The sequence below is a fragment of the Flavobacterium araucananum genome, from assembly GCF_002222055.1.
Classification (GTDB): domain Bacteria; phylum Bacteroidota; class Bacteroidia; order Flavobacteriales; family Flavobacteriaceae; genus Flavobacterium; species Flavobacterium araucananum.
Window position 1 is genome coordinate 22,611 of sequence record NZ_MUGS01000051.1, and the last position, 20,611, is coordinate 43,221.

14 protein-coding genes are annotated in these 20,611 nt (G+C 34.5%); 4 read left to right on the plus strand and 10 right to left on the minus strand.

The features are described 5' to 3' along the window. Position 1 precedes the first annotated feature (1 nt). The 3 genes from B0A64_RS19305 to B0A64_RS19315 form a co-directional block, all read right to left on the minus strand. Positions 2-5,125: a T9SS type A sorting domain-containing protein gene (locus B0A64_RS19305; RefSeq protein WP_089481128.1), complete on the minus strand. Its 5,124-nt coding sequence runs from the start codon at positions 5,123-5,125 to the stop codon at positions 2-4. 4 nt (positions 5,126-5,129) lie between these two features. Further along, positions 5,130-7,193: a fibronectin type III domain-containing protein gene (locus B0A64_RS19310; RefSeq protein ID WP_089481129.1), complete on the minus strand. Its 2,064-nt coding sequence runs from the start codon at positions 7,191-7,193 to the stop codon at positions 5,130-5,132. A 305-nt stretch (positions 7,194-7,498) separates the two neighbouring features. Beyond that, positions 7,499-7,804, minus strand: coding sequence for a hypothetical protein (locus B0A64_RS19315; RefSeq protein ID WP_089481130.1), 306 nt, complete (start codon positions 7,802-7,804; stop codon positions 7,499-7,501). A gap of 342 nt (positions 7,805-8,146) precedes the next feature. On the opposite strand from B0A64_RS19315, the gene B0A64_RS19320 reads away from it, so the two are divergent. Together B0A64_RS19320 and B0A64_RS19325 are read left to right on the plus strand one after the other, a co-directional pair. Beyond that, positions 8,147-8,635: a DUF1761 domain-containing protein gene (locus B0A64_RS19320; RefSeq protein ID WP_089481131.1), complete on the plus strand. Its 489-nt coding sequence runs from the start codon at positions 8,147-8,149 to the stop codon at positions 8,633-8,635. Between the two features lie 119 nt (positions 8,636-8,754). Then, a complete protein-coding gene (locus B0A64_RS19325) occupies positions 8,755-9,909 on the plus strand; it encodes a peptidogalycan biosysnthesis protein (protein WP_089481132.1) in 1,155 nt (384 codons plus the stop codon). Positions 9,910-10,002: 93 nt separating this feature from the next. Here B0A64_RS19325 and B0A64_RS19330 read toward each other — a convergent pair whose 3' ends face one another. Then, positions 10,003-10,872: a diacylglycerol/lipid kinase family protein gene (locus B0A64_RS19330; protein ID WP_089481133.1), complete on the minus strand. Its 870-nt coding sequence runs from the start codon at positions 10,870-10,872 to the stop codon at positions 10,003-10,005. A 66-nt stretch (positions 10,873-10,938) separates the two neighbouring features. Here B0A64_RS19330 and B0A64_RS19335 point away from each other — a divergent pair, with 66 nt between their 5' ends. Then, positions 10,939-11,898: an App1 family protein gene (locus tag B0A64_RS19335; RefSeq protein WP_089481134.1), complete on the plus strand. Its 960-nt coding sequence runs from the start codon at positions 10,939-10,941 to the stop codon at positions 11,896-11,898. A gap of 471 nt (positions 11,899-12,369) precedes the next feature. On the opposite strand, the gene B0A64_RS19340 is transcribed toward B0A64_RS19335, so the two are convergent. Next, complete coding sequence (locus B0A64_RS19340; RefSeq protein WP_089481135.1) at positions 12,370-14,283, minus strand: ABC-F family ATP-binding cassette domain-containing protein; 1,914 nt, start codon at positions 14,281-14,283, stop codon at positions 12,370-12,372. Positions 14,284-14,358: 75 nt separating this feature from the next. On the opposite strand from B0A64_RS19340, the gene B0A64_RS19345 reads away from it, so the two are divergent. Then, positions 14,359-14,742, plus strand: a complete 384-nt coding sequence (locus B0A64_RS19345; RefSeq protein WP_089481242.1) for a DUF983 domain-containing protein — start codon at positions 14,359-14,361, stop codon at positions 14,740-14,742. Here the strand turns inward: B0A64_RS19345 and B0A64_RS19350 are convergent. The 5 genes from B0A64_RS19350 to porL all read right to left on the minus strand — a co-directional run bounded on the left by B0A64_RS19350 (position 14,723) and on the right by porL (position 20,555). Continuing rightward, positions 14,723-15,796 (minus strand): NAD(P)/FAD-dependent oxidoreductase, encoded by a 1,074-nt coding sequence (locus tag B0A64_RS19350; RefSeq protein WP_089481136.1) that lies wholly within the window; start codon positions 15,794-15,796, stop codon positions 14,723-14,725. The genes B0A64_RS19345 and B0A64_RS19350 overlap by 20 nt on opposite strands. 77 nt (positions 15,797-15,873) lie before the next feature. Further along, positions 15,874-16,863, minus strand: coding sequence for a type IX secretion system ring subunit PorN/GldN (gene porN / locus B0A64_RS19355; protein WP_089481137.1), 990 nt, complete (start codon positions 16,861-16,863; stop codon positions 15,874-15,876). A gap of 414 nt (positions 16,864-17,277) precedes the next feature. Beyond that, positions 17,278-18,267, minus strand: a complete 990-nt coding sequence (gene porN, locus B0A64_RS19360) for a type IX secretion system ring subunit PorN/GldN (protein ID WP_089481138.1) — start codon at positions 18,265-18,267, stop codon at positions 17,278-17,280. A 45-nt stretch (positions 18,268-18,312) separates the two neighbouring features. Further along, a complete protein-coding gene (gene porM, locus B0A64_RS19365; protein ID WP_089481139.1) occupies positions 18,313-19,854 on the minus strand; it encodes a type IX secretion system motor protein PorM/GldM in 1,542 nt (513 codons plus the stop codon). Positions 19,855-19,907: 53 nt separating this feature from the next. Next, positions 19,908-20,555: a type IX secretion system motor protein PorL/GldL gene (gene porL / locus B0A64_RS19370; RefSeq protein WP_089481140.1), complete on the minus strand. Its 648-nt coding sequence runs from the start codon at positions 20,553-20,555 to the stop codon at positions 19,908-19,910. Positions 20,556-20,611: the final 56 nt, after the last annotated feature.

Here is a 20,611-nt window from a genome sequence, read left to right on the forward strand (position 1 = left end):
CTTAATAGATGATAATTTTTTTAACCAATGTTTGTTGTCCTGTTTCTAATACTAAAACATACATTCCGGATTCTAACGAAGTCTCAAAATCTATTTCGTACTTCTTCTTGCCTGATTCTTTTTTCTGAATCATTGTATTTTGTCCGGTTGTCGAGAACAGTCTTAAGTTTACATCACTATCGTTTTCTAAGGTTATATGTGCCTTAAAATTACCATTGCTCGGATTTGGCGTTACGATAAAATCAACAATAAATTGCGATGTTGTACCTCCTGCGCTAGGCAATGTGCTACGTTGTTCTACCGTTATATTTTTACTGTAGGTAGCATAACATTCTCCTTGTGTTTGTTGCAACCCTATTGAATAAACTCCTGTAGCATCAAATTTTAAAGTGATATATTTTTCTTTTTGTTCTACCACTTTTACTCCTTTAGGAATTACCCAATTGGTGCTTTCTCCAAAAGGACTGCTGGTATTAATCAAAATCACCTCTTCGTCTAAATACGCTTGTGAGCTTAACAAAAACTCTGAACTAATAGCTGTCTGGCTTGTTTTTATTACAATTTCATCTGTGCCAATACATCCTAACCCTGAAGTTACTTTTATACTATAAGTTCCTGCTTTCGATACATTTATTTTGGCTTCACTAGAGCTAAATCCGTTGGTAGAAGTCCAGGAGTATTTCGCTTTTGGATCTGCAATTGTAGCATCCAGGTCTAAATTTTGATCCTTGCATAACGTTCTGTCAGGACCCACATTTACAATAACCGGTTCCGGATCTTTTAAGACAAATCTCTTTTTATACACACAACAATCCGGGCAGGTAATCGCAACTTCATAATTGCCTGCTGTAAGATTGTTTAAATCTTTGGTAGTCGCACCTGTATTCCACACATAACTATAAGGTAAGTTTCCGCCTGTAACATTCAGTACGATCGAGGCATCATTGCCGTTGTAACAAGTAGGATTTTTGACTGTTTCTGTAGTAAAAATTCCGTTAGGATCACCAACAAAAATACTTCCCTGAATAACACATCCTTTTGCATCAGTAGCTATAACAAAGTAATTGTTTGTTGTAATATTTTTTATTTCGGCCGTTGTTTCGCCATTGGTCCACTCATAAGTGTAAGGCGGAGTTCCACCGGAAACATGTGCCATTGCCCAACCATCGTCTCCTGTTGTACAACCTACATCAAATTTGGTAAACGATAACTGCAATTTTGCCGGTTCCGGCATATAGTACGTTACATCTTTTTCTTCGACCAAAATATTATTAACATACGTACCCAGTTTTATTCCGTTGGCATCTTCAATATTCAACGCATAATTTCCGTCAGACAGGTATTCTGCTGTTTCATCATGATCGTTTAATGTAATCCAGGTATTCCCTTTTTGTTTTTTCCAGGTATAAAAATAAGGTAAGCCATTATTTTTATCTGCTTTTAACTGAATTCCTCCTTTGACATGCGCCACTAAAATTCCGTCATGCGATTCATCTCTTTGATTGTCCAGAGGATTAACATCGGTCTCATTTCCAAATTCATTACTCACATTACAAGAAATAGTACGAACTACCTCAAAAGTAACTTCAAGCGGATCCGGATCATCCAGGGCAGTAACAGAATTTGCTACTGTACAACTTGTTTTATTTTTTGCCGCATTATAATTAACATCACGAACCGTCAGGCTATACAATTCCTCGGGAACCCCGTTTAAAGTAATTGTATAAACGCCATCATTAAAATTGGTTGTGGTTGTAGTTTGTACGATTCCTTTACTGTTTTTCCATTCAAACCAATAGGTATTGTCCGGAAATATCGTTCCACCGGTAACTTCTACTACAATTTTTCCGTTGGTAGCTTTATAAAAACTCGGATTAAGAACTTCAGTATATTTTATGGCAAGTGGCGTTTTAGGTTCTAAAATAGTAACACTTGCCTGTGTTGTACATTCTTTAAAATCTGTAACATATACAACATAAGTACCTGCCTTTAGAACTGTATTTTCGTCAATTTTTACTTCATTCGACCATACATAGGTATAAGGAGGCGTCCCTCCGGCTGGAACTGCTGTTGCCCAACCATCATTTCCGCCATTACAAAAAACATCCCCATGATTTATCGTTACGGATAATTTTGGCGGTTCCTGCATCATTTGGGTAACATCGATTTCTTGTGTTAGCACATTATTGACATAAGTTCCTAACATGATGCCGTTTCTGTCCTTTATATTTAGAGCATAATTTCCATGAGAAAGATTCGAAGCTGTTTCGTTTGTAATAGTAGGCAAAGCTACCCAAGACCCATCTTGTTGCTGTTTTTTCCAATAAAAATAATATGGCAATCCGTTATTTACAGCGGATGCCAGCGGAGTTCCGCCAAAAACATGCGCGACCAAAATACCATCCTGCGATTCGTCACGCTGACCATCTTGTGGCGTTGTATCTGTAGCGTTGCCAAATTCATTACCTGTATTACAAGAAATAGAACGAACGATTTCGAAAACAACTTTCAAAGGATCAGGTTCATCTAATGTGATTTTTGACTCTAAAACCGAACAATTAATTGTTTGACTTGTAGCTTCGTTATAGTTTTTATCCTTAATCGTTAAAAAATAATCATCGGCAGGAACGCCATTAAGAGTAATCGTATAAATTCCATTTTCAAGTACAGCAGTTGCAGTCTGCACTGCTCCTTTTGAGTTCTTCCATTCGTAGTTATACAATTTTCCATTATTTTCTATTCCGTCAAATGCTGTCCCTCCCGTAATCTCTGCTACAATACGTCCGTTTGTCGCACCAGAAAAAGTAGGTGTAAAAATTTCTTTGTATGAAATTACTACAGGCGCTTGTGGTTCTGTTATTTTAATGCTGCCCGTTACAGAACATCCATTTTTATCAGAAACTGTAACAATGTAAGTACCCAAAATTAATTGAGATATTTTATTTGCATCAACGATTCCGCTGCCTGTATTAAACCAGACGTATTTATAATCGCCGGCTCCTCCTGTAACGGTTGCAGTAGCCCAACCATTATTGCCTTCATGACAAGAAACATTTCCGGAAGTAAATGATAATTCTAATTTTATGGGTTCTGCTATTTCTTTTGTTGCAGGAATTGCCGTTACGAGATCTGTAGCATTATAAGTTCCCTGAACGATTCCGTTAGCATCTACAATATTTAGCGAATAGTTCCCTTTTGCAAGACCGGTGGCAGTATCTGTTTTATAATCTGTCAATACCTCCCATGAACTGGTTACCGTATTGTATTTTGACCAAATAAACTTATAGGGCAATCCATTATTTGCTGTTCCTGTATACTTAACACCTCCAATTACTGTCGCTTTTAAAACTGCATCTGACAATTTATTTGCATTTCCGGTAATAGGATCGTGATTTTCTGTATTACAAGAAATTGCCTTCGTTTCTTCTAGTGTAATTACTATTTTCTGCGGTTGTGTTAATGTTTGAGATGATTCAATAACAGAACAACCTGCCTTATTTGCATTTGTTGCAGTATTATTATAATTTTTGTCTGTTACAGTTAGTTTGTATTCTCCTTGAGGAACATTTTCTAATGTAATATTATAGGTATTATCAGTCGTGTTATACTGACCTGTTGCCGGCAAAACAACTCCACTACTATTCTTCCATTCGTAAGTATAAGATCTATCATCATTAATAGTTCCGCCAGTTATTGCAGCTACGATTTTTCCGTTGGCTGCTCCATAAAAAGTTGGCTCATTTTTTAAGGTATAACTTAGAGCCAAAGGAAACAATGGCTGTGATATCGTTTTTTCTAAAACTTTATCAGCACCAAGTTTTATCTTTCCATCAACCAGGGTTTGTATTTTGGCAATACAGCCTTTCATATCCCTTACTTTAATCTTGTAGGTACCAGGTGGTAAGTTCTTGATAGTATGCGAATTGTTATTAGGGAAAGGAATCCAGGTTAATCCGTCGTCCAGCGAATAAGAATCATTGCCTGTTGCTGTGCGCGTTCCTCCGGTTGGTGCTATAGTTATAGTTCCGTCTTGTCCGCCATTACATTGTACATCTGTAGCACTTAATGTAAAATCTAATATAGGGGGCGATGCTATTGTAAAGGTTGTAAGGGCATATAGATCTGCCGGCGTTACAGAAGTATTCAATCCATCTTTGAACCCTAATAATTGCAGCGTATAAGTACCTGCACGTAAACCGGTAATCGTAAAATTTTTATTCGCATCAATTAATAAATCTCCATTATAATCACTGGGAGTACCGGTACCCACATCCAGTAAAGTATATCTTAATTGTTCCCCATTTAATAAAATCCTGCTAAAGCTAAGTTTTATGGATCCGTCCTGACTATCGCTACAAGTGGGCTGAATGGATGCAGATGTTAGGATTTGTGGTGCAGATAATCGTATAGAATAGCTTACCGGAGTACTAAGTCCGGCAGTTTCAGTACAAGGTTTTATTCTAAAATAAATATTTTTACCAATATTTAAATATGTTTTATCTTTTAAAATATCTACCGCATCGACTGTAATACTGGGTGCATTATTGTATTGAGGCAAATCTGTCCAGACAGTCGAAGTACCATTGGGCAGTAAAGTATACTGCCATCTGTAATAGTAAGCATCATAACCCGGAGTAGCTATAATTGTCTCTTTTCTATGGGTTGGTAAAATATCATCTACTACATCGGAGCGATTAACAGAAAATACAGGGTCAATTTTATAAGTAAATGTTATGTTTGACATTCTTGGAGAGTAGCTCCCGCTAAAACTGCCGGAAGGACAAAATGAGTCTACGCTTTTTGATACTGTACTATTTGCATCTGTTCCGGTCCTGAAATTCACAAAAGCATAACATTCTATAGAAACCGGTTTAGAGTTCCTATTAAAAGCAGCTATATCAAGATTCGCTTCTTTATCGCCATTATTACGAATATCTCTGGTATAAGCATCAGAGCTTGATCCGTCTTTATAACGAACCGTTATCCTAATATTAGAACTTGTTCTGTTTTTTACTCCGGCATTAATCGAATAGTTAAGATTCGAAATCTTAATTATATATTTCTGTTGCTGTGCAAAACCAAATCCTGAAACCAATAAAATAATCAATAAGTAAAAATTCTTCATAGGCTTAATATATAACTGTTAAGGTTTCTGTCTTTGCAGGACTATCGCTTTCTAAATTAGGAATCAAATGATATTCGTATTCCTGATTAATTTTTAAATTTTTATCTTCTAAAGTAAAAACAGTACCGTTTAATTCTTTCCATAAAGTTGGCGGCGTCCCTTTTACATTTTTGTAAATACTTAATCCTATAACTTTATTCTTATTCTTTATGTAATCCCAGCTGAGTACTATTTTTTTATTTTCTCTATCCGGTATCCCTTGCAAGAATGTAATTATTTTTACGGGAGTAAAATTTAATACATTTACTGTAATCACAGAATGATCCAACGACGACCAGTTGCTTTTGTCCTTTGCCAGAATAGCATACTGATACGTTTTTCTATTCTCTACCCTGTCATCTGTAAACTCCTGGATAGTGTCATTTATTTGTTTAATCTCCAGCCATTTTTCCTGTCCTTTTTCTCTTCTTCTTAAGCTATAGCCCACTACATCTTCACTGTAACTTCGGATCCATTTGAGATGTACTTTGCCATCTTTATTATCATAATCTTTGAAAATAGGTGCTGCTGGCGGGATTTTATCGGGTTTGTCTAAAACCAATATATCAGATAGATCTGAGATATTAAAACGCATATCTTCGGCAGCAAGTCTATAATAAACCTTGCTATTGGTCATTTTCAGACTTACACTATCCTTGTAATCATTTCCTACGTAGGATTGGTGGTAAATATCGACAAATTCTTCATCTGCATTATTTGCCTTCAAAATCCTGTATCCTCTTAAATCTTTTTCCTGATTGGGTTTCCATTTTAAGCGTACTACTCCAAGACTATCAATTACACCTTCGAGCCCTACTGGTTTTGCCGGAGGTATAGAATCTACAGGCTGAACCAACATACTCTGAGAAGTCAATCGCTGATTGTTTTTGCCTACTACTGAGATGGTAAAGTAATTGGACGGATATAGATTTTCTTTGTAATTGAGTTTTCTTTGGGATGGAGGAATAATTTTAGAAACAACTTTGTAAGGACCTTTGTCATTATCTGCTAAATTTATCTCATATCCCTGAATAAAACCTTCTGATGCTGCAGGATATTCCCACTCCAGATTAACTTCGTTTGAGTTTACAATATTATAATCTGTAAGTCTTGCCGCAGTAACGATAGCAGGTACTCCTGTTGCAGTAATGGGCTTTGTTACTTCTCCTTTTTCTCCAAATGAAGTTATACCATACAATCTGTATTGATAGACTTTATCGTTTACACTAAGCGTATCAATGTAATACATCGTTTTGGACGGATGTTCGTCTTTATCGTTTAAATTTACTAGAGGTGTTGTTGCTATTGGACTATAGTTGATGCCGTCTGAAGATTTCTCTACCATGTAGGAAGTATAAATTCTTTTGAAGGTTTCATAATCCCAGGAAAGCAGCACTTTTTTATCATCAGGAATGGCACTAAAATCTGTTGGAGCCGGCAGAACGGTATAGTCTTTCAAACCTATCATATAAGAGGATTCTTTAACCTTCGGACTTTCAAAAACACTTACCTGATAGGCATAAACTTCATTTTTCTTTACATTAGTATCTACATATCCCCAACCTGCTTTTACAGCTCCGCTAAAACTCATATCAGCAGCATACAAAGCAAAGGTATAACGCTGATCCAGCTCATCTGCCATATTTACAATTTTAGACAAATCGCCTTCTTTCGCCGCAGTTACCTCAAAACTTTCACCATAAATAGATTGCGCTATAATAGCGGCATTATTATCTTTTTGTACCAGGTCAAGCCAGGCGTCCAAAGGTTCTGCAACAAGTGGTTTTGGAGTAAGAATAATTTTTTCAGGCTTGGATAAAACAGTACCGTCCCGCAATATGGTGGTTCTGGTAACTATAAATCCTTTTTTATTTGCTTTTTGCCATTCGCTTGGAGAGTTAACAGCCCAGCGAATTAAAATTTTATCATTTTGAGCTCTGGCATTGACCATGACAGTAGCACGTTTAGTTTGAGAATACGATAACGATATAAAAAATAAGAGTATAAAAAGAACCTTGATTTTAGACATTAAGATGTAATTATTTCCATGTTAAAAAAAGCACAAAAATAGGACTTTATATGGACTGACAAACAATTAATTACAAATAAAAAAATATTTAACTAAGATTAAATTGGTTAATTTTTACATGACATCTATTTTAAAAAAAAAGACATTATAATACCTGAATTAAGTAAGAAAAATATTCAATCTGAGTAAATATTAACAATATTAATTTTCTTAACTATTAATTTGCGTTTTCGCTATTGATTTATAAAAAACAAAAAAGACTGTCCTACAAGAACAGTCTTTTTTGTTTGAACGAAGCAATTGACCTAAGCCTGAAACAAAGCTCCTTTATTATAATTAAATAACACCAGGTCATAAGGTACTAAAAGTGGCGCCACTTTCTCTGACGAAGCATTGAATGTTATGCCGTTATGTTTTCTAAAAAGATAGATTTCTTTTAGGCAATTTGACAAACTTTGGTGAATAGATGTTGTAAAAGTTGGTAATTGCTTATCACCTATCAATAAATCAATTTGGTAGTTAGAACTACTTTTAGACAAATTGTTTCCTATTATTTTTATTGTAAATGTTGTTGCTTTCCCGTGTTGTTCACCCTGATACTGTACTACCATAATTCTATTATTAAAAGGTTATATTATTTTTTATGTCAATTTGTTTATAATGCAAATTGAAGAATTAAAGTTATGAAAAAAAAGCAAATTGATAAAAATATGCACCTAAATTAAATGTTATTTTTTTTCTATTTCAATTCCGTGAATTTTAGAGATAAAAAACACACCAAATTTCGGTTTTTAAAACAATTAGCTAAATATATTCAATTAACTCTTTTTGATGATTGCAAAAGTTACTCATAAGCACGATTCATTTTTCTCCAACAGGGGCCTGTTTAAAGAAAGAATAAAGTTGTGCTTTTTTTCTTAAATTTGAACAACTAATCCTAAAAACCTAAACTCATGGAAATGCATTACTTACCTTTTTTTGCTTCGGCAATTATTACTCTTGTTACGGGTTTCATCTGGTACAACCCAAAAGTCTTTGGAACGATCTGGATGAGAGAAGCCGGTTTGACCCCGGAGGCTCTTAAGAGCGGAAATATGCTTAAAATATTTGGTTTAACGTATCTTTTTTCTGTAATGATAACAATCGTCATTTCGGCCTTGACAATTCATCAGTCCGGTGCTGTAGGAATGGTAGGCGGCCCGACATTAATAGCAAGTGCAAAACCATCTTTCGCTGCTTTTATGGCCGATTACGGAACTGCTTATCGCACCTTTAAACACGGCGCTCTTCATGGTTTTATTTCGGGTTTATTTTTTGCTTTCCCAATCCAGGCGATCAATGGTTTATTCGAAAGAAAATCCTGGAAATATATTTTTATAAATGCCGGATATTGGATTTTGACTCTTACCTTAATGGGCGGAATTATTTGTGCCTACGCATAATCATAGAAAATAGAAACCCGTTTAAAAATCGAAACTTAAGCGGGTTTTGTTTAATAATAACTTAAACCAGACGAGTTAATGTAAATATTACCTAATTTTGAAAAAATTAGCTCACACTTTTGAATACAACTTATTCTTTCGAAATCTACAAAAGCGCATCATTACTACCTTTAGAATGGAATTCGCTTGCTGTCGACAATATATTTTTGACCAGAGAATATCTGGAAGTACTTGAAAATTCCTGTCCGATAAACATGATTTGTCATTTTATTGGAATTTTCGATGAACAAAAACTTGTTGGAATCGTTTTAACGCAATTTTTATTTGCCGAGAAACTCGAATCCTTTGGTGAGCGTGATCAGTGTTTAAAAACTTCTGTTCGTAATTTTGCCCTTAAAAACTTTGCTTCGCACGTATTATTTGTGGGTAATAATATGCTTACCGGACAAAATGCTTTTGCCTTAGACAAAAATGCAAAAGAATCAAAGGCTATAAAAACACTTCACAAAGCCATTAATCAGCTCAAAAAAGATTTGAAAGCAAGTGGCAAAAAAGTACACATTACGAGTATAAAAGATTTTACAGCAACAGAAATTGAACCTCTGCAAGCTGAATTCAAAAGCAATTATACGTTTTCGACCCAGCCCAATATGATTTTTGAAATCAGCGAAAACTGGACAACAGAACAGGATTATATCGATGCTTTATCAAAAAAATATCGCGATCAGTATAAACGTGCCCGAAAAAAATCTGACGGAATCGCTAAGCAAAAAATGTCTCTGTCTGATATCAAACAGTACGAAGATGTTATTTATGATTTATATTTTCATGTCGCCAAAAATGCTCCCTTTAATACTTTTTTCCTGGCCCGAAACCATTTTAGCTTTTTTAAAGAAATTATGAAAGATGATTTTCTTTTTTATGGTTATTTCTTAAACGGAGAGCTTATAGGTTTTAACACGCTTATCAAAAATGGAAAAATAATGGATACCTATTTTTTGGGTTATGATGAAACAATTCAGCGAGAAAAAATGTTGTATTTAAACATGTTATACGACATGATTGCCTACTCTATCAATCAGGGTTTTTCTCAAATTGTTTTTGCCCGTACGGCACTCGAAATTAAAAGCTCAGTTGGAGCAAAACCAGTAAAAATGTATGGTTTAATTACACACAGCAATGCTTTGATCAACCATAATATTGCAAAACTATTCAACTATCTTGAACCAAAAACAGATTGGCAGGAACGAAGCCCTTTCAAGGCTAATTCTTAAATTAGCTCCGTAGGAGTGCACTATTTATAGAAATATTAAGTCCTAAATGTACAGCCTCACAGGGGCAAAATATTAAATAGTCAAAATAAAAAACTAAGGAATTGCAATTTTCATTTGTTTGTGCAAAATATGAATTTCTAAAGCGCTTTGAGCCCCGCAATATTCTCCATCAATCTGAAAATTTACCGGATAATCTGTTTTTATAGTAGCCTTATCTGTCGAAATAATCACAATATCATCAGAATCAATTGGCATATTACCAGTAATAATTTTGCCCAATAATAACAAATCAAGGCTTTTCAGGATCACGAGCTCAAATTTTCCATCATTCATCATACCGTGCGGATTGATAATAACGCCTGTCCCGTACTTTTGAGAATTTGCAATTACAATCATTCTTGCCAAATGTTCGATTGTTTCATTGTTTGCCGAAATAGTTGCAACAAAAGGCTCTTCAGATTCTTTTAATGCCGAATAAGCTTGCAAAGCATAGCCCCAGAAGCCACGTAAGTTGCTTTCTTCATAATTCTTAACTAAGTTCGCATTCACGCCGATATCACTTAAATGAATGCTTTTTTTGCCGTTAATACAAATCATATCCATTTCGATATAATGATTCAGGAAAGCAATTTTTAGATTCTCCTCGAGCGTAGCAGGCAAGTTTAGATCGACAGATAAACCATTTGCTGATCCGGCAGGCAAAATACCTATAATTACATCAAACTCTTCCATAGCTTCGGCAACCATTTTTATGGTTCCGTCTCCGCCCGCAACAACAATGCGTTCCGGTTGATATTGATTGTATAGGGCTTGCAGCTGTTTTTGATCACTTTTACCTGTAGTTTCATAAACTTCAAGATCAAAATTATTTGTGGTTGCAAACTCCTCTACAGCCTCAATTAAATCTGTTTTATCAAGGTCTCCGGAAATAGGGTTTACAACAAATATGATATTCTTTTTCAAAATTTTATTTTTAAAGTCAATTAAAATAATTAATTTACATCGTCCATCTATAAATATACGCAATTAATGAAACCAATTTTACAATTATATCGAGGTTATGCCAATGAAGAAGAATTAATTGTAATGGGACATGTTTTTAAAAGAACGTATGATTATGATTTTCAGAAGAAAAACTTTAAAAACGCCACTTCTATTATCAATCAGTTTAGAATAAAAACACTGCAGAATTTTGATATTTATCTAAAATGCGGCACTCAGGAAATTCATACCAAAACCCTGGATGATGGATATTTTAAATTTTGTATACCGCTCGAAAAAGAAACTTCTTTTGGATGGATGGAATATGAAGTCAGCATTAAGGATGAAAATGAAATCCTAACTGAAAAAGGCAGCTATATTAGACCTCATAAAGGAAAACTGGGAATCATATCGGATATTGATGATACTTTTTTGATTTCGCACACGCAGAACTTCTTTAAAAAAATATACATTCTCCTGTTTAAAAATGTAAATGATCGAAAAGTATTTACAGATGTTGTTCCGCATTATCAAGCTTTAAGCTCTGCAGGCAGAAATAATAAAGAAGAAGAAAATGCTTTTTTCTATGTTTCAAGCAGTGAATGGAACCTGTACCGATTTATTGTAAAGTTTACTAAAATACATAATCTGCCAAGAGCCGTAATTTTATTAAAAGATATTAAAAGAGGGATTACTGACTTTTTTATGAGCGGCCGGGGTAATCACGATCATAAATTCGATAAAATAAAACATGTTTTAGAATTTTATCCCAACCTTAAATATGTTTTATTAGGAGATGATTCGCAACACGATCCTGTTTTGTATGAGCGAATTTGCAAAATATTCCCTGTTACCGTAAAAGCAGTTTACATCAGGCAAACTGGCAAACACCAAAAAGAAGCGACTAAAAAAATCATGAAAAATCTCGAAAACTTAGAAGTTTCAGTTTGCTATTATAAAAATAGTAGCGAAGCCATTATGCATTCTAAAAGTATTGGACTTATTTAGGGTTCTATGGATTGCCCACGGATACCGCTGGTCTTAACTGGTTTTCGCTAATTTTTTTTTTGTATCGTTGGTAGGGACAAAGCAATATCTGTATTGTGATTACTGTGTGTTCAACGGATTAAAATCCATTCTTCGCAATCATAAACCCAATCTTGTCATCCCGAGGAACGAGGGATCTCCGCGAGTAGCTCTACAAAGATTGGCAATTTTGCTTGAGGAGTTTCTTGTGGAGATCCCTCGTTCCTCGGGATGACAAACGTTGCGAAAAATCCTAAGTGCGAAACAAAACAAATCTGAAACCTTTCATTCTGGCCTAGATTACTTCACTACATTTTTATTTTAATTGGAGTTCAGTGAATTTTATTTGAAGAGGAAAGCTGGAAATAGCTCCTAAAAACTAAAAAAACCTTTGTCAAAGTTCGAAACTTTGACAAAGGCATCTGTAAACTGTGACTGAGACTGAAAACTATACTAAGCGTTAAAATTATCAATCTCTTCCTGAACGATTTCCCAGTCCAGAAGCAATTGGTCTAAATCTTTTTTCTTTTTGTTGTAAGCCATAAAAAATGAAGCATCTTCGATATGTTTGTCATAATTTGAAGCCAGCAATTTATCATCATGCTGAATGTCTCGCTCTAATTGTTTAATTTGACTTTCGACTTTGCTCAATTTATTTTGCAATGCTTTCCCTTTTTTCTGGTCTTCGTAAGATGTTTTATTACTTTCCTTGGGAGCAGCTGCTTTTGCAACATCTTTTTTCTCGACTTCACGCATGTTTTCAAGATTGCGTTGTTCCAGGAAATAGTTAATATCTCCTAAATATTCTTTTATCTTTTGATCTTTGAATTCGTAAACAATATTCGACATTCCTTGCAGGAAATCTCTATCGTGAGAAACCAATAACAATGTTCCCCCAAATTTTTGAAGTGCCGCTTTCAAAACGTTTTTAGATTTAATATCCAAGTGATTCGTAGGCTCATCCATCAACAAAACGTTGATAGGCTGCAACAACAACTTGCAAAGTGCCAAACGGTTACGTTCACCCCCTGATAATACTTTTACTTTTTTCTCGACATCATCGCCACGAAATAAAAACGACCCCAACATATCACGAACCTTAGAGCGATTGGTGTCCATTGCAGCATCTTCCATAGTTTGAAGCAACGTGATTTCTCCATCAAGATATTCGGCCTGATTTTGGGCAAAATATCCTAATTGCACATTATGTCCCAATTTGATGGTTCCTTCATATTCGAATTCGTCAACAATCGCCTTGATAAAAGTCGATTTTCCCTGACCATTTTGTCCCACAAAAGCAATTTTGCTTCCACGTTCTACCAATAGATTAATCTCTTTCAGAATCGTTTTATCGCCGTATGATTTTGTTACATGATCAGCTTCTACAACTACTCTTCCCGGTTCTTTTGAAACTGGAAATGAGATATTCATTACTGAGTTGTCGTCTTCATCAACTTCAATTCTTTCTACTTTATCTAATTTTTTAATCAACGATTGCGCCATCGAAGCTTTTGAAGCTTTTGCACGGAATTTCTCAATTAATTTTTCTGTTTCTTCGATTTTCTTTGCCTGATTCTTCTGAGTTGCCAATTGCTTTTCACGAATTTCATGACGCAATTCTAAATATTGAGAATAGGGTTTATTAAAATCGTATGCTTTACCTAACGAGATCTCAATGGTACGGTTCGTAACATTATCCAGAAACATTTTATCGTGCGATACAATAACTACAACACCGGGATAATTACGCAGGAAATTTTCTAACCAAATAATACTCTCGATATCCAGGTGATTGGTAGGCTCATCCAGAAGCAAAATATCATTTGCCTGCAATAGTAGTTTAGCCAACTCGATACGCATTCTCCAACCTCCTGAAAATGTTTCAGTCTGATTGTCAAAAACTTCTCTTTTGAAACCCAATCCTAAAAGAATTTTCTCTGTATCTCCCACATAATTATAACCTCCTAAAAGTTCAAAACGATGTGTGTAATCAGATAAATCTTCGATGATCTGGCTGTATTCTTCGCTTTCATAATCAGTTCTGGTAACCAACTGATGATTGATTTGTTCTAATTTTTTCTCAACAATTTTAATATCTGTAAAAGCTTCATAAGCTTCTTCAAGAACGGTTCTTCCTTGTTCAAAATCGATATCCTGACGCAAGAACCCCATACGAACTTCTTTTTCGGTAGCAATTTGTCCGGAATCTGGTTTAAAATCTCCTGCAAGAATTTTAAGCATAGTCGATTTACCAGCACCATTTTTCCCAACAAGTCCAACCCGATCTCCTGCACCTAAACGAAAAGTTACCTCTTCGAATAAATAAGAACCTCCAAAAGAAACCGATAAATTATGTATATTAAGCATGTATTGTTATTTTATAACTAATTGATTGTGTAAATTTACACTCCCAAATCAATGGGTAATTTTAATTTTTTGCAAATGTTAAAAAAAGGATCGAAACTAAATAGTATTTTAACAGGAAGTTGTCCAAAATGTCAAAAAGAAAGTATGTATTCAGACAGAAATCCGCTTCATTTGACTAAAGTTCTAAAAATGAACGATCATTGTGGCCATTGTGGATTCAAATATCAAATTGAGCCTTCTTTTTTTTATGGTGCAATGTATGTAAGTTACGGTCTGAATGTTGCTGTAGGAATTGCAGCTTTTATTATTTCGTTTGTCTTTTTTAAAACCACAATCGAACAGTCGTTTATAGCGATAGTTGTTGCACTAATTTTATTATTTCCGTTTGTTCTGCGACTTTCAAGAAATTTATACATTAATATGTTTGTTTCTTACGATCCTAAGGCCGGTCAAAAGTAAGGGTCTTCAAATACTTTTTATGAAATCGCTGAATGTCAATTTCGCGATCTAACGGAATTTCATTTTCAATCGTATCGAACAACGCTTTTGCCATTGCAGGTCCCAACATTACACCTCGGGTTCCTAATCCGTTCAGGATATGAAGCGATTTACGTTCATGGTGCGTTCCTATCAAAGGTCTTCGATCTTTGACCGTTGGACGAACTCCGCCAAAATGCTTCACAATTTCAAACTCACAGGTAATAATTTCTTTAATTCGATCTGTCAATTCTTGTTTTCCTTCCTCGGTAGGCAAATCGGTTTTGTCCTGCCAATTGTATGTCGCACCCACTTTGAATAAATCATTGCCCATTGGTAAAATAAAAACACTTGTGTTTACAATAACATCCAAGTCCAGATCAGGCGCTTTTATGACAAACAATTCTCCTTTTGTACCATCTAATGGTAAATAATTAAAAAACGGATTTTTATGCAATCCAAAACCTTCTGCAAAAATAATATGTCGTGCCTGAATATTTTTATACTGAATTCCATAATCAAAAAACTCAACATAACTGCTATCAAAAAACTCCTCCAGTACTAAATTATTTTCTTTCAAATACGCTTTATAGCGGTCTAATAATAAAGCTGTATCAACATATCCTGTAGATAAAACTTCTCCGTAATCATAAGGGGAGTCAATGCTATTGTATTTTTTTGTGATTAATTTGGTTGATAAAAAAGGAGCAAGGTTTTTTTTATCAGATGCTGCAAACCAATTATTTTGCTCTTCTATAGAAAAAAACTTCCTTAAAATGGGCAACTGAAAGTTAAACCGGGTTTGTAACTTGTCTTCAATTAAATTGTAAAAATCATTCATTAGGACTAACTGTTCCTGAGCTTTCCAGACTTCGCTAAACCGTTTTAAAATAACCGGATTATAGAGACCTCCCGCTACTCTGGATGAATTTTGAGATTGGTTATCTACAACTAAAATAGTTTTGTTGTTTTTAAGGGCAACTTCAGCAAACGAAATCCCAGCCAATCCAGATCCTACAATTAAATAATCTAACATGATAAAAAAGTAATAAGTAAAAAAAAACTCCAACTACAAATGTAATAAGAGTTTTTGTTATAATGTAATTTAGCTACTTAGTAGTTCCACATATCTTCCTCGAAGTTACGAATCTTCTCTTTTACCCGCTCAGATTCTAACAACTGAGCTTGTGCATTGTCTTTTATGTAACTCTTAATCTCGCGGTCTCCGTATACATTTTCTTCTTTATAAATAACAGCATTAAAATGTCGTGAATTTAAAATCTGATCAAATGAAATTGGAACTGCTGAGTTTTTATCATTAAAAGATTTTGCTTCGTTTAATACAATACGTGCATTAGGAAAGAAAACCCAGAACAACTCAATATAATCCTTTTCGTCACTATTCATTGTGTAGACATCCGGAGTTACAGGACAAATCCCCAGCAAGCGATACTTTAATTCACTCTGGCGTTTGTCAAAATACCAATATCCTTTTATTTTATATTCAGTAACATCTGCTGCGGTCAAATCTTGTTTTAGTATAAATTCTGCCGGCACCGTTCGTGTTGCTCCAACAGTTTCCTCTACATACGTAACTACTTTCTTTTTGCCTTTACCTGTCACTACTTTTTTCTTTACAACATGTGTCCTGTAATCATCCGGATATTGATTAATCAATTCTCTACCGGCATCTGTTGTATCGATCCTGGATAATGCACCCTGAATATCTTTTAAAGATTTTTTGGTATTAAAATAACTGTCGCTATAAACTTCTGTTATTTTACCATTTCTAATCGCTCTGGTCAAAACGTCGTAAAGCGAGCGTCTGTCTGCACCAATATTTGCCGTATCAACAGGAAAATATAAAGGGAAGTTGATTTTTTCGTTTAAATCAATGATTTCCCATGTCGTTTTACCCATCAATACATCCCGATCATCTACATAACCATAGGCCAAAGGCTTATCATTATCAGAAATTAACTGTGCAGGACTCTTTTTCCCAATTTGCTCAGCTGTTTTTGCATTAAGTAAATTAGATTGTGCATGCGAAGCAAAACTTCCTGCCATAAAAACAATCACCATTAAAAAACTTTTTCCTCTCATCACAAATAATTTTAATAACAAACATAACGTATTAATATTTGTTTTATTGTTATTTTTCTTACATTTAAATAAAGTTTTTAAATTAAGACATAAAATTGAGGTTTGAGAATTAGAAATAACTCCTCTTAAAGTCAAATCAATACGTTATAATCAGACTGTTTTGAGCTACTTACTTCTTAACCAACCTTAATTATTATTTGTAACTATCTGCTTTATAATTGTTCGGGTATTAAGATTTTAGGCAGTGGGATCCTATATAGCTGGAGATTAACCTGGTTTTATTTTATAGAAATATAAATAACTAAGCTACATCAATCGCTCAAATTGGCAAATATTTTTTAGGCAGTAGATAAAAATAAAAAAACTCTTACTACAAATGTAGTAAGAGTTTTTATTATAATGTAATTTAGGTACTTAGTAGTTCCACATATCTTGTTCGAAGTTACGAATCTTCTCTTTTACTCTTTCAGATTCTAACAACTGATTTTGTGCATTATCTTTCATGTAATCTTTGATCTCACGATCTCCGTACAAGTTTTCTTCTTTGTAGATTACTGCATTAAAACGTCTTGAATTCAAGATCTGATCGAAAGAAATTGGAAGCGCTGAGTTACTGTCATTAAAAGCTTTTGCTTCGTGCAATGCTTCTCTTGAATTAGGGAAGAAAACCCAGAATAACTCAATATAATCCTTTTCGTCACTATTCATTGTATAAACATCCGGAGTTACAGGACAAATTCCCAGTAAACGATATTTCAGTTCACTCTGGCGTTTGTCAAAATACCAGTATCCTTTTATTTTATATTGTGTAACATCTGCTGCGGTTAAGTCTTGTTTCAGGATATATTCTGCAGGTACTGTTCTTGTTGCACCAACAGTTTCTTCTACATAAGAAACAACTTTCTTTTTTCCTTTACCTGTAACAACTTTTTTCTTCACAACGTGAGTTTTGTAGTCATCCGGGTATTGGTTAATTAATTCTCTACCTGCATCTGTTGTATCAATACGAGATAATGCACCTTGAATATCTTTCAAAGATTTTTTAGTATTGAAATAACTGTCGCTATACACTTCAGTTATTTTGCCGTTTTTAACAGCTTTCGTCAAAACGTCATAAAGAGAACGTCTATCAGAACCAATATTAGCCGTATCTACCGGAAAATATAAAGGAAAGTTGATTTTTTCATTTAAATCAATGATCTCCCACGTAGTTTTTCCCATCAATATATCTCTATCATCTACATAACCATAAGCTAAAGGCTTATCATTATCTGAGATAAGTTGCGCAGGAGTTTTAAGTCCTATCTGAGCAGGTGTTTTCGCATTTAGCAAATTAGATTGCGCATAAGAAGAAAAACCTCCAGCGATAGAAACAATAGCTATTAAAAAATTTCTTACTTTCATCGTGGTATCATTATAAGATATTGAACGTAGTTTTAACTACTTTTATTATTGTATTTCGTAAATTACCGGAGCAGTTCTTGGCAATAAATAACTACCAGCTCCAACAAGTTTAGTTTTAATTTCAGAAATAGTAACCTGGTCCCCTTTTCCAGCTCTTGAAAGTATCGTTTTACATTGTGCATTCAATTTGTTTCCAGAAACAACAACTGTAGGTTGTCCTGCAATTTTTAAATTAAATCCAACAACATCTAAACCAACTTCAAAATCAAAATCAAGTAATTTAGCACCAATAGTAGCAATCTCTAAGTTAGATTTAGGTCCTTTAACAACACCCATCTCACCTCTAATTGTACCTGTTGGTCCAGGAATACCTTTAATTCTAAATGTTTTCTTATCTGTAACTTTATCTCCGTTTGGCAATGTACCAGTTACAGAAATTGTAGCTTCAGTACCTGAACCCGGGCTCATGTTATATTTTCCTGGTTTACCCGCAGAAACTAATCCTGGAGCACTTGCAGCAATTTTGTTAGCATCAACACCAGCAAATGATACAGAGATTGGGTTAACAACACCTCTATAAACAACATTCATTTTATCTGCAGAAATTGTAGCAGAGTTTGGTCTTGGTACTACAACGTAAGTTCCTTTAAATTTAAGTGGAATGTTTTTACCGTCTTCTAAGAAAGTAAACTGACCATTAATATTTTGTTCACCTACACCACCAGCAGTTAAAGAGATAACAGCTTGTCCGTTTACAATTTGTCCCGGACCATCAAAAGAAGTTGGTTTTGTGTTTTCGTCATAACGACCTAAAACTACTTTACCAGTTACTTTTTCTCCCTGGAAATAAGCATTTTTATCCAAAACAACAATCGCCTGGTAGTTACTGTAAGATGCAGCAGCAACTGCCGCTTTTCCTAAAGCACTGTTGTAAACATCAGTTTCTGCTTTCTTTACGTCATTTTGCCAAGCCGAAAGTTTAGCAGCCGATGCAATTGCAGGAAAACCTTTAAAGTGATAAGCTAAGTATTTTTCTTTTATACCTTCTTTGTTTTTTACGTCAGAAACATCAAATTTTTTGTCAACCTCAGAGATAATACTTGCGTATTTTTTATCTGTTCCTAAAGCAGCTTTAAGATCTGCTTTGTATTTCTCGATTTTCGAGATAATTTCATTACCTTTTTTAGTGTAACCGTCTCCTGTAAACCAGTCGTCGATGTTATCACCTCTGTCCATAGACTCATAAGGTAACTTTCCAGTTTCTTTTTCTACTTCAAATCCTTTGATAGATTGCGCTTTTAAAGTCCCAATATAATCGTAAAATTCTTTCGAGATTGTTTCTACTTTATGAGCAGTAGATGCAGCAATAATAAACTCACCTTTTGCTTCAGCAGCTTTTTGATCTAAAGATGTTAATAATCCTTCGTTAGTTGTAACTGAAGAAGTGTTTGCTGCTTCGAATTTTTCATTCATCAAACCAAAAGCAGATATTACTTCTTTTGATACGTTCATTGCTAACATTGCGATGAAAACCAGATACATCAGGTTAATCATCTTCTGTCTAGGGGTTAATTTTCCTCCTGCCATTTTTTTATAATTAGTTCTTTATTAATAAATTTAATATAATAGTCAAAAACTAATTATCCTTTGTTACTCATTGCAGAAAGCATACCACCGTAAACACTGTTTAAAGAAGCAATGTTTGCAGTCATAGATTGCATTTGCTCTTTTAATTTAGAAGCATTTTCAGCAATTTCGCTGTTTGCTTGTGCGTTTCTTGAAGCACTTTCTAATTGTACTTTGTACAAGCTGTTTAATGATTCCATTTGCGCAGCAGCAAGAGACATTTCTTCAGCATATTTCTTTTGTCCTGCAATAGAATCTACTGTTGGAGAAATTGCTTTTGCAGCTCCTTCGAAATTTTTGATGCTGTTTCCTAAGCTTGACATTAACTCACCGTCAATTTTAGCTTCTTTCAACATTACATCTAATTTTTGAGATAATAAACCTTGGGCATCAGATGGAGCTTCAACTTTATCCGCTTTTTTTCTAGCTTGACCGTTAGCTAATTCTGGGTAAACAAGAGTCCAATCCAGTTCATCTTCAACTGGTTCAAAAGCAGAAAGTGCAAAGATTAACGCTTCAGTTAACAAACCAACTGATAACATCACAGTTCCTGTTAATGGTCCAATCTCAAAGTGAGTAATTTTGAATAGAGCTCCAACGATTACTACTGCCGCTCCCATACCATAAGCGAAATTCATTGCTTTTTTACTTAATAATGCCATAATACTTTTTTTTAGGTTTTAATTTAAAATAGATTTGATTTGGTTATTTGAATTTA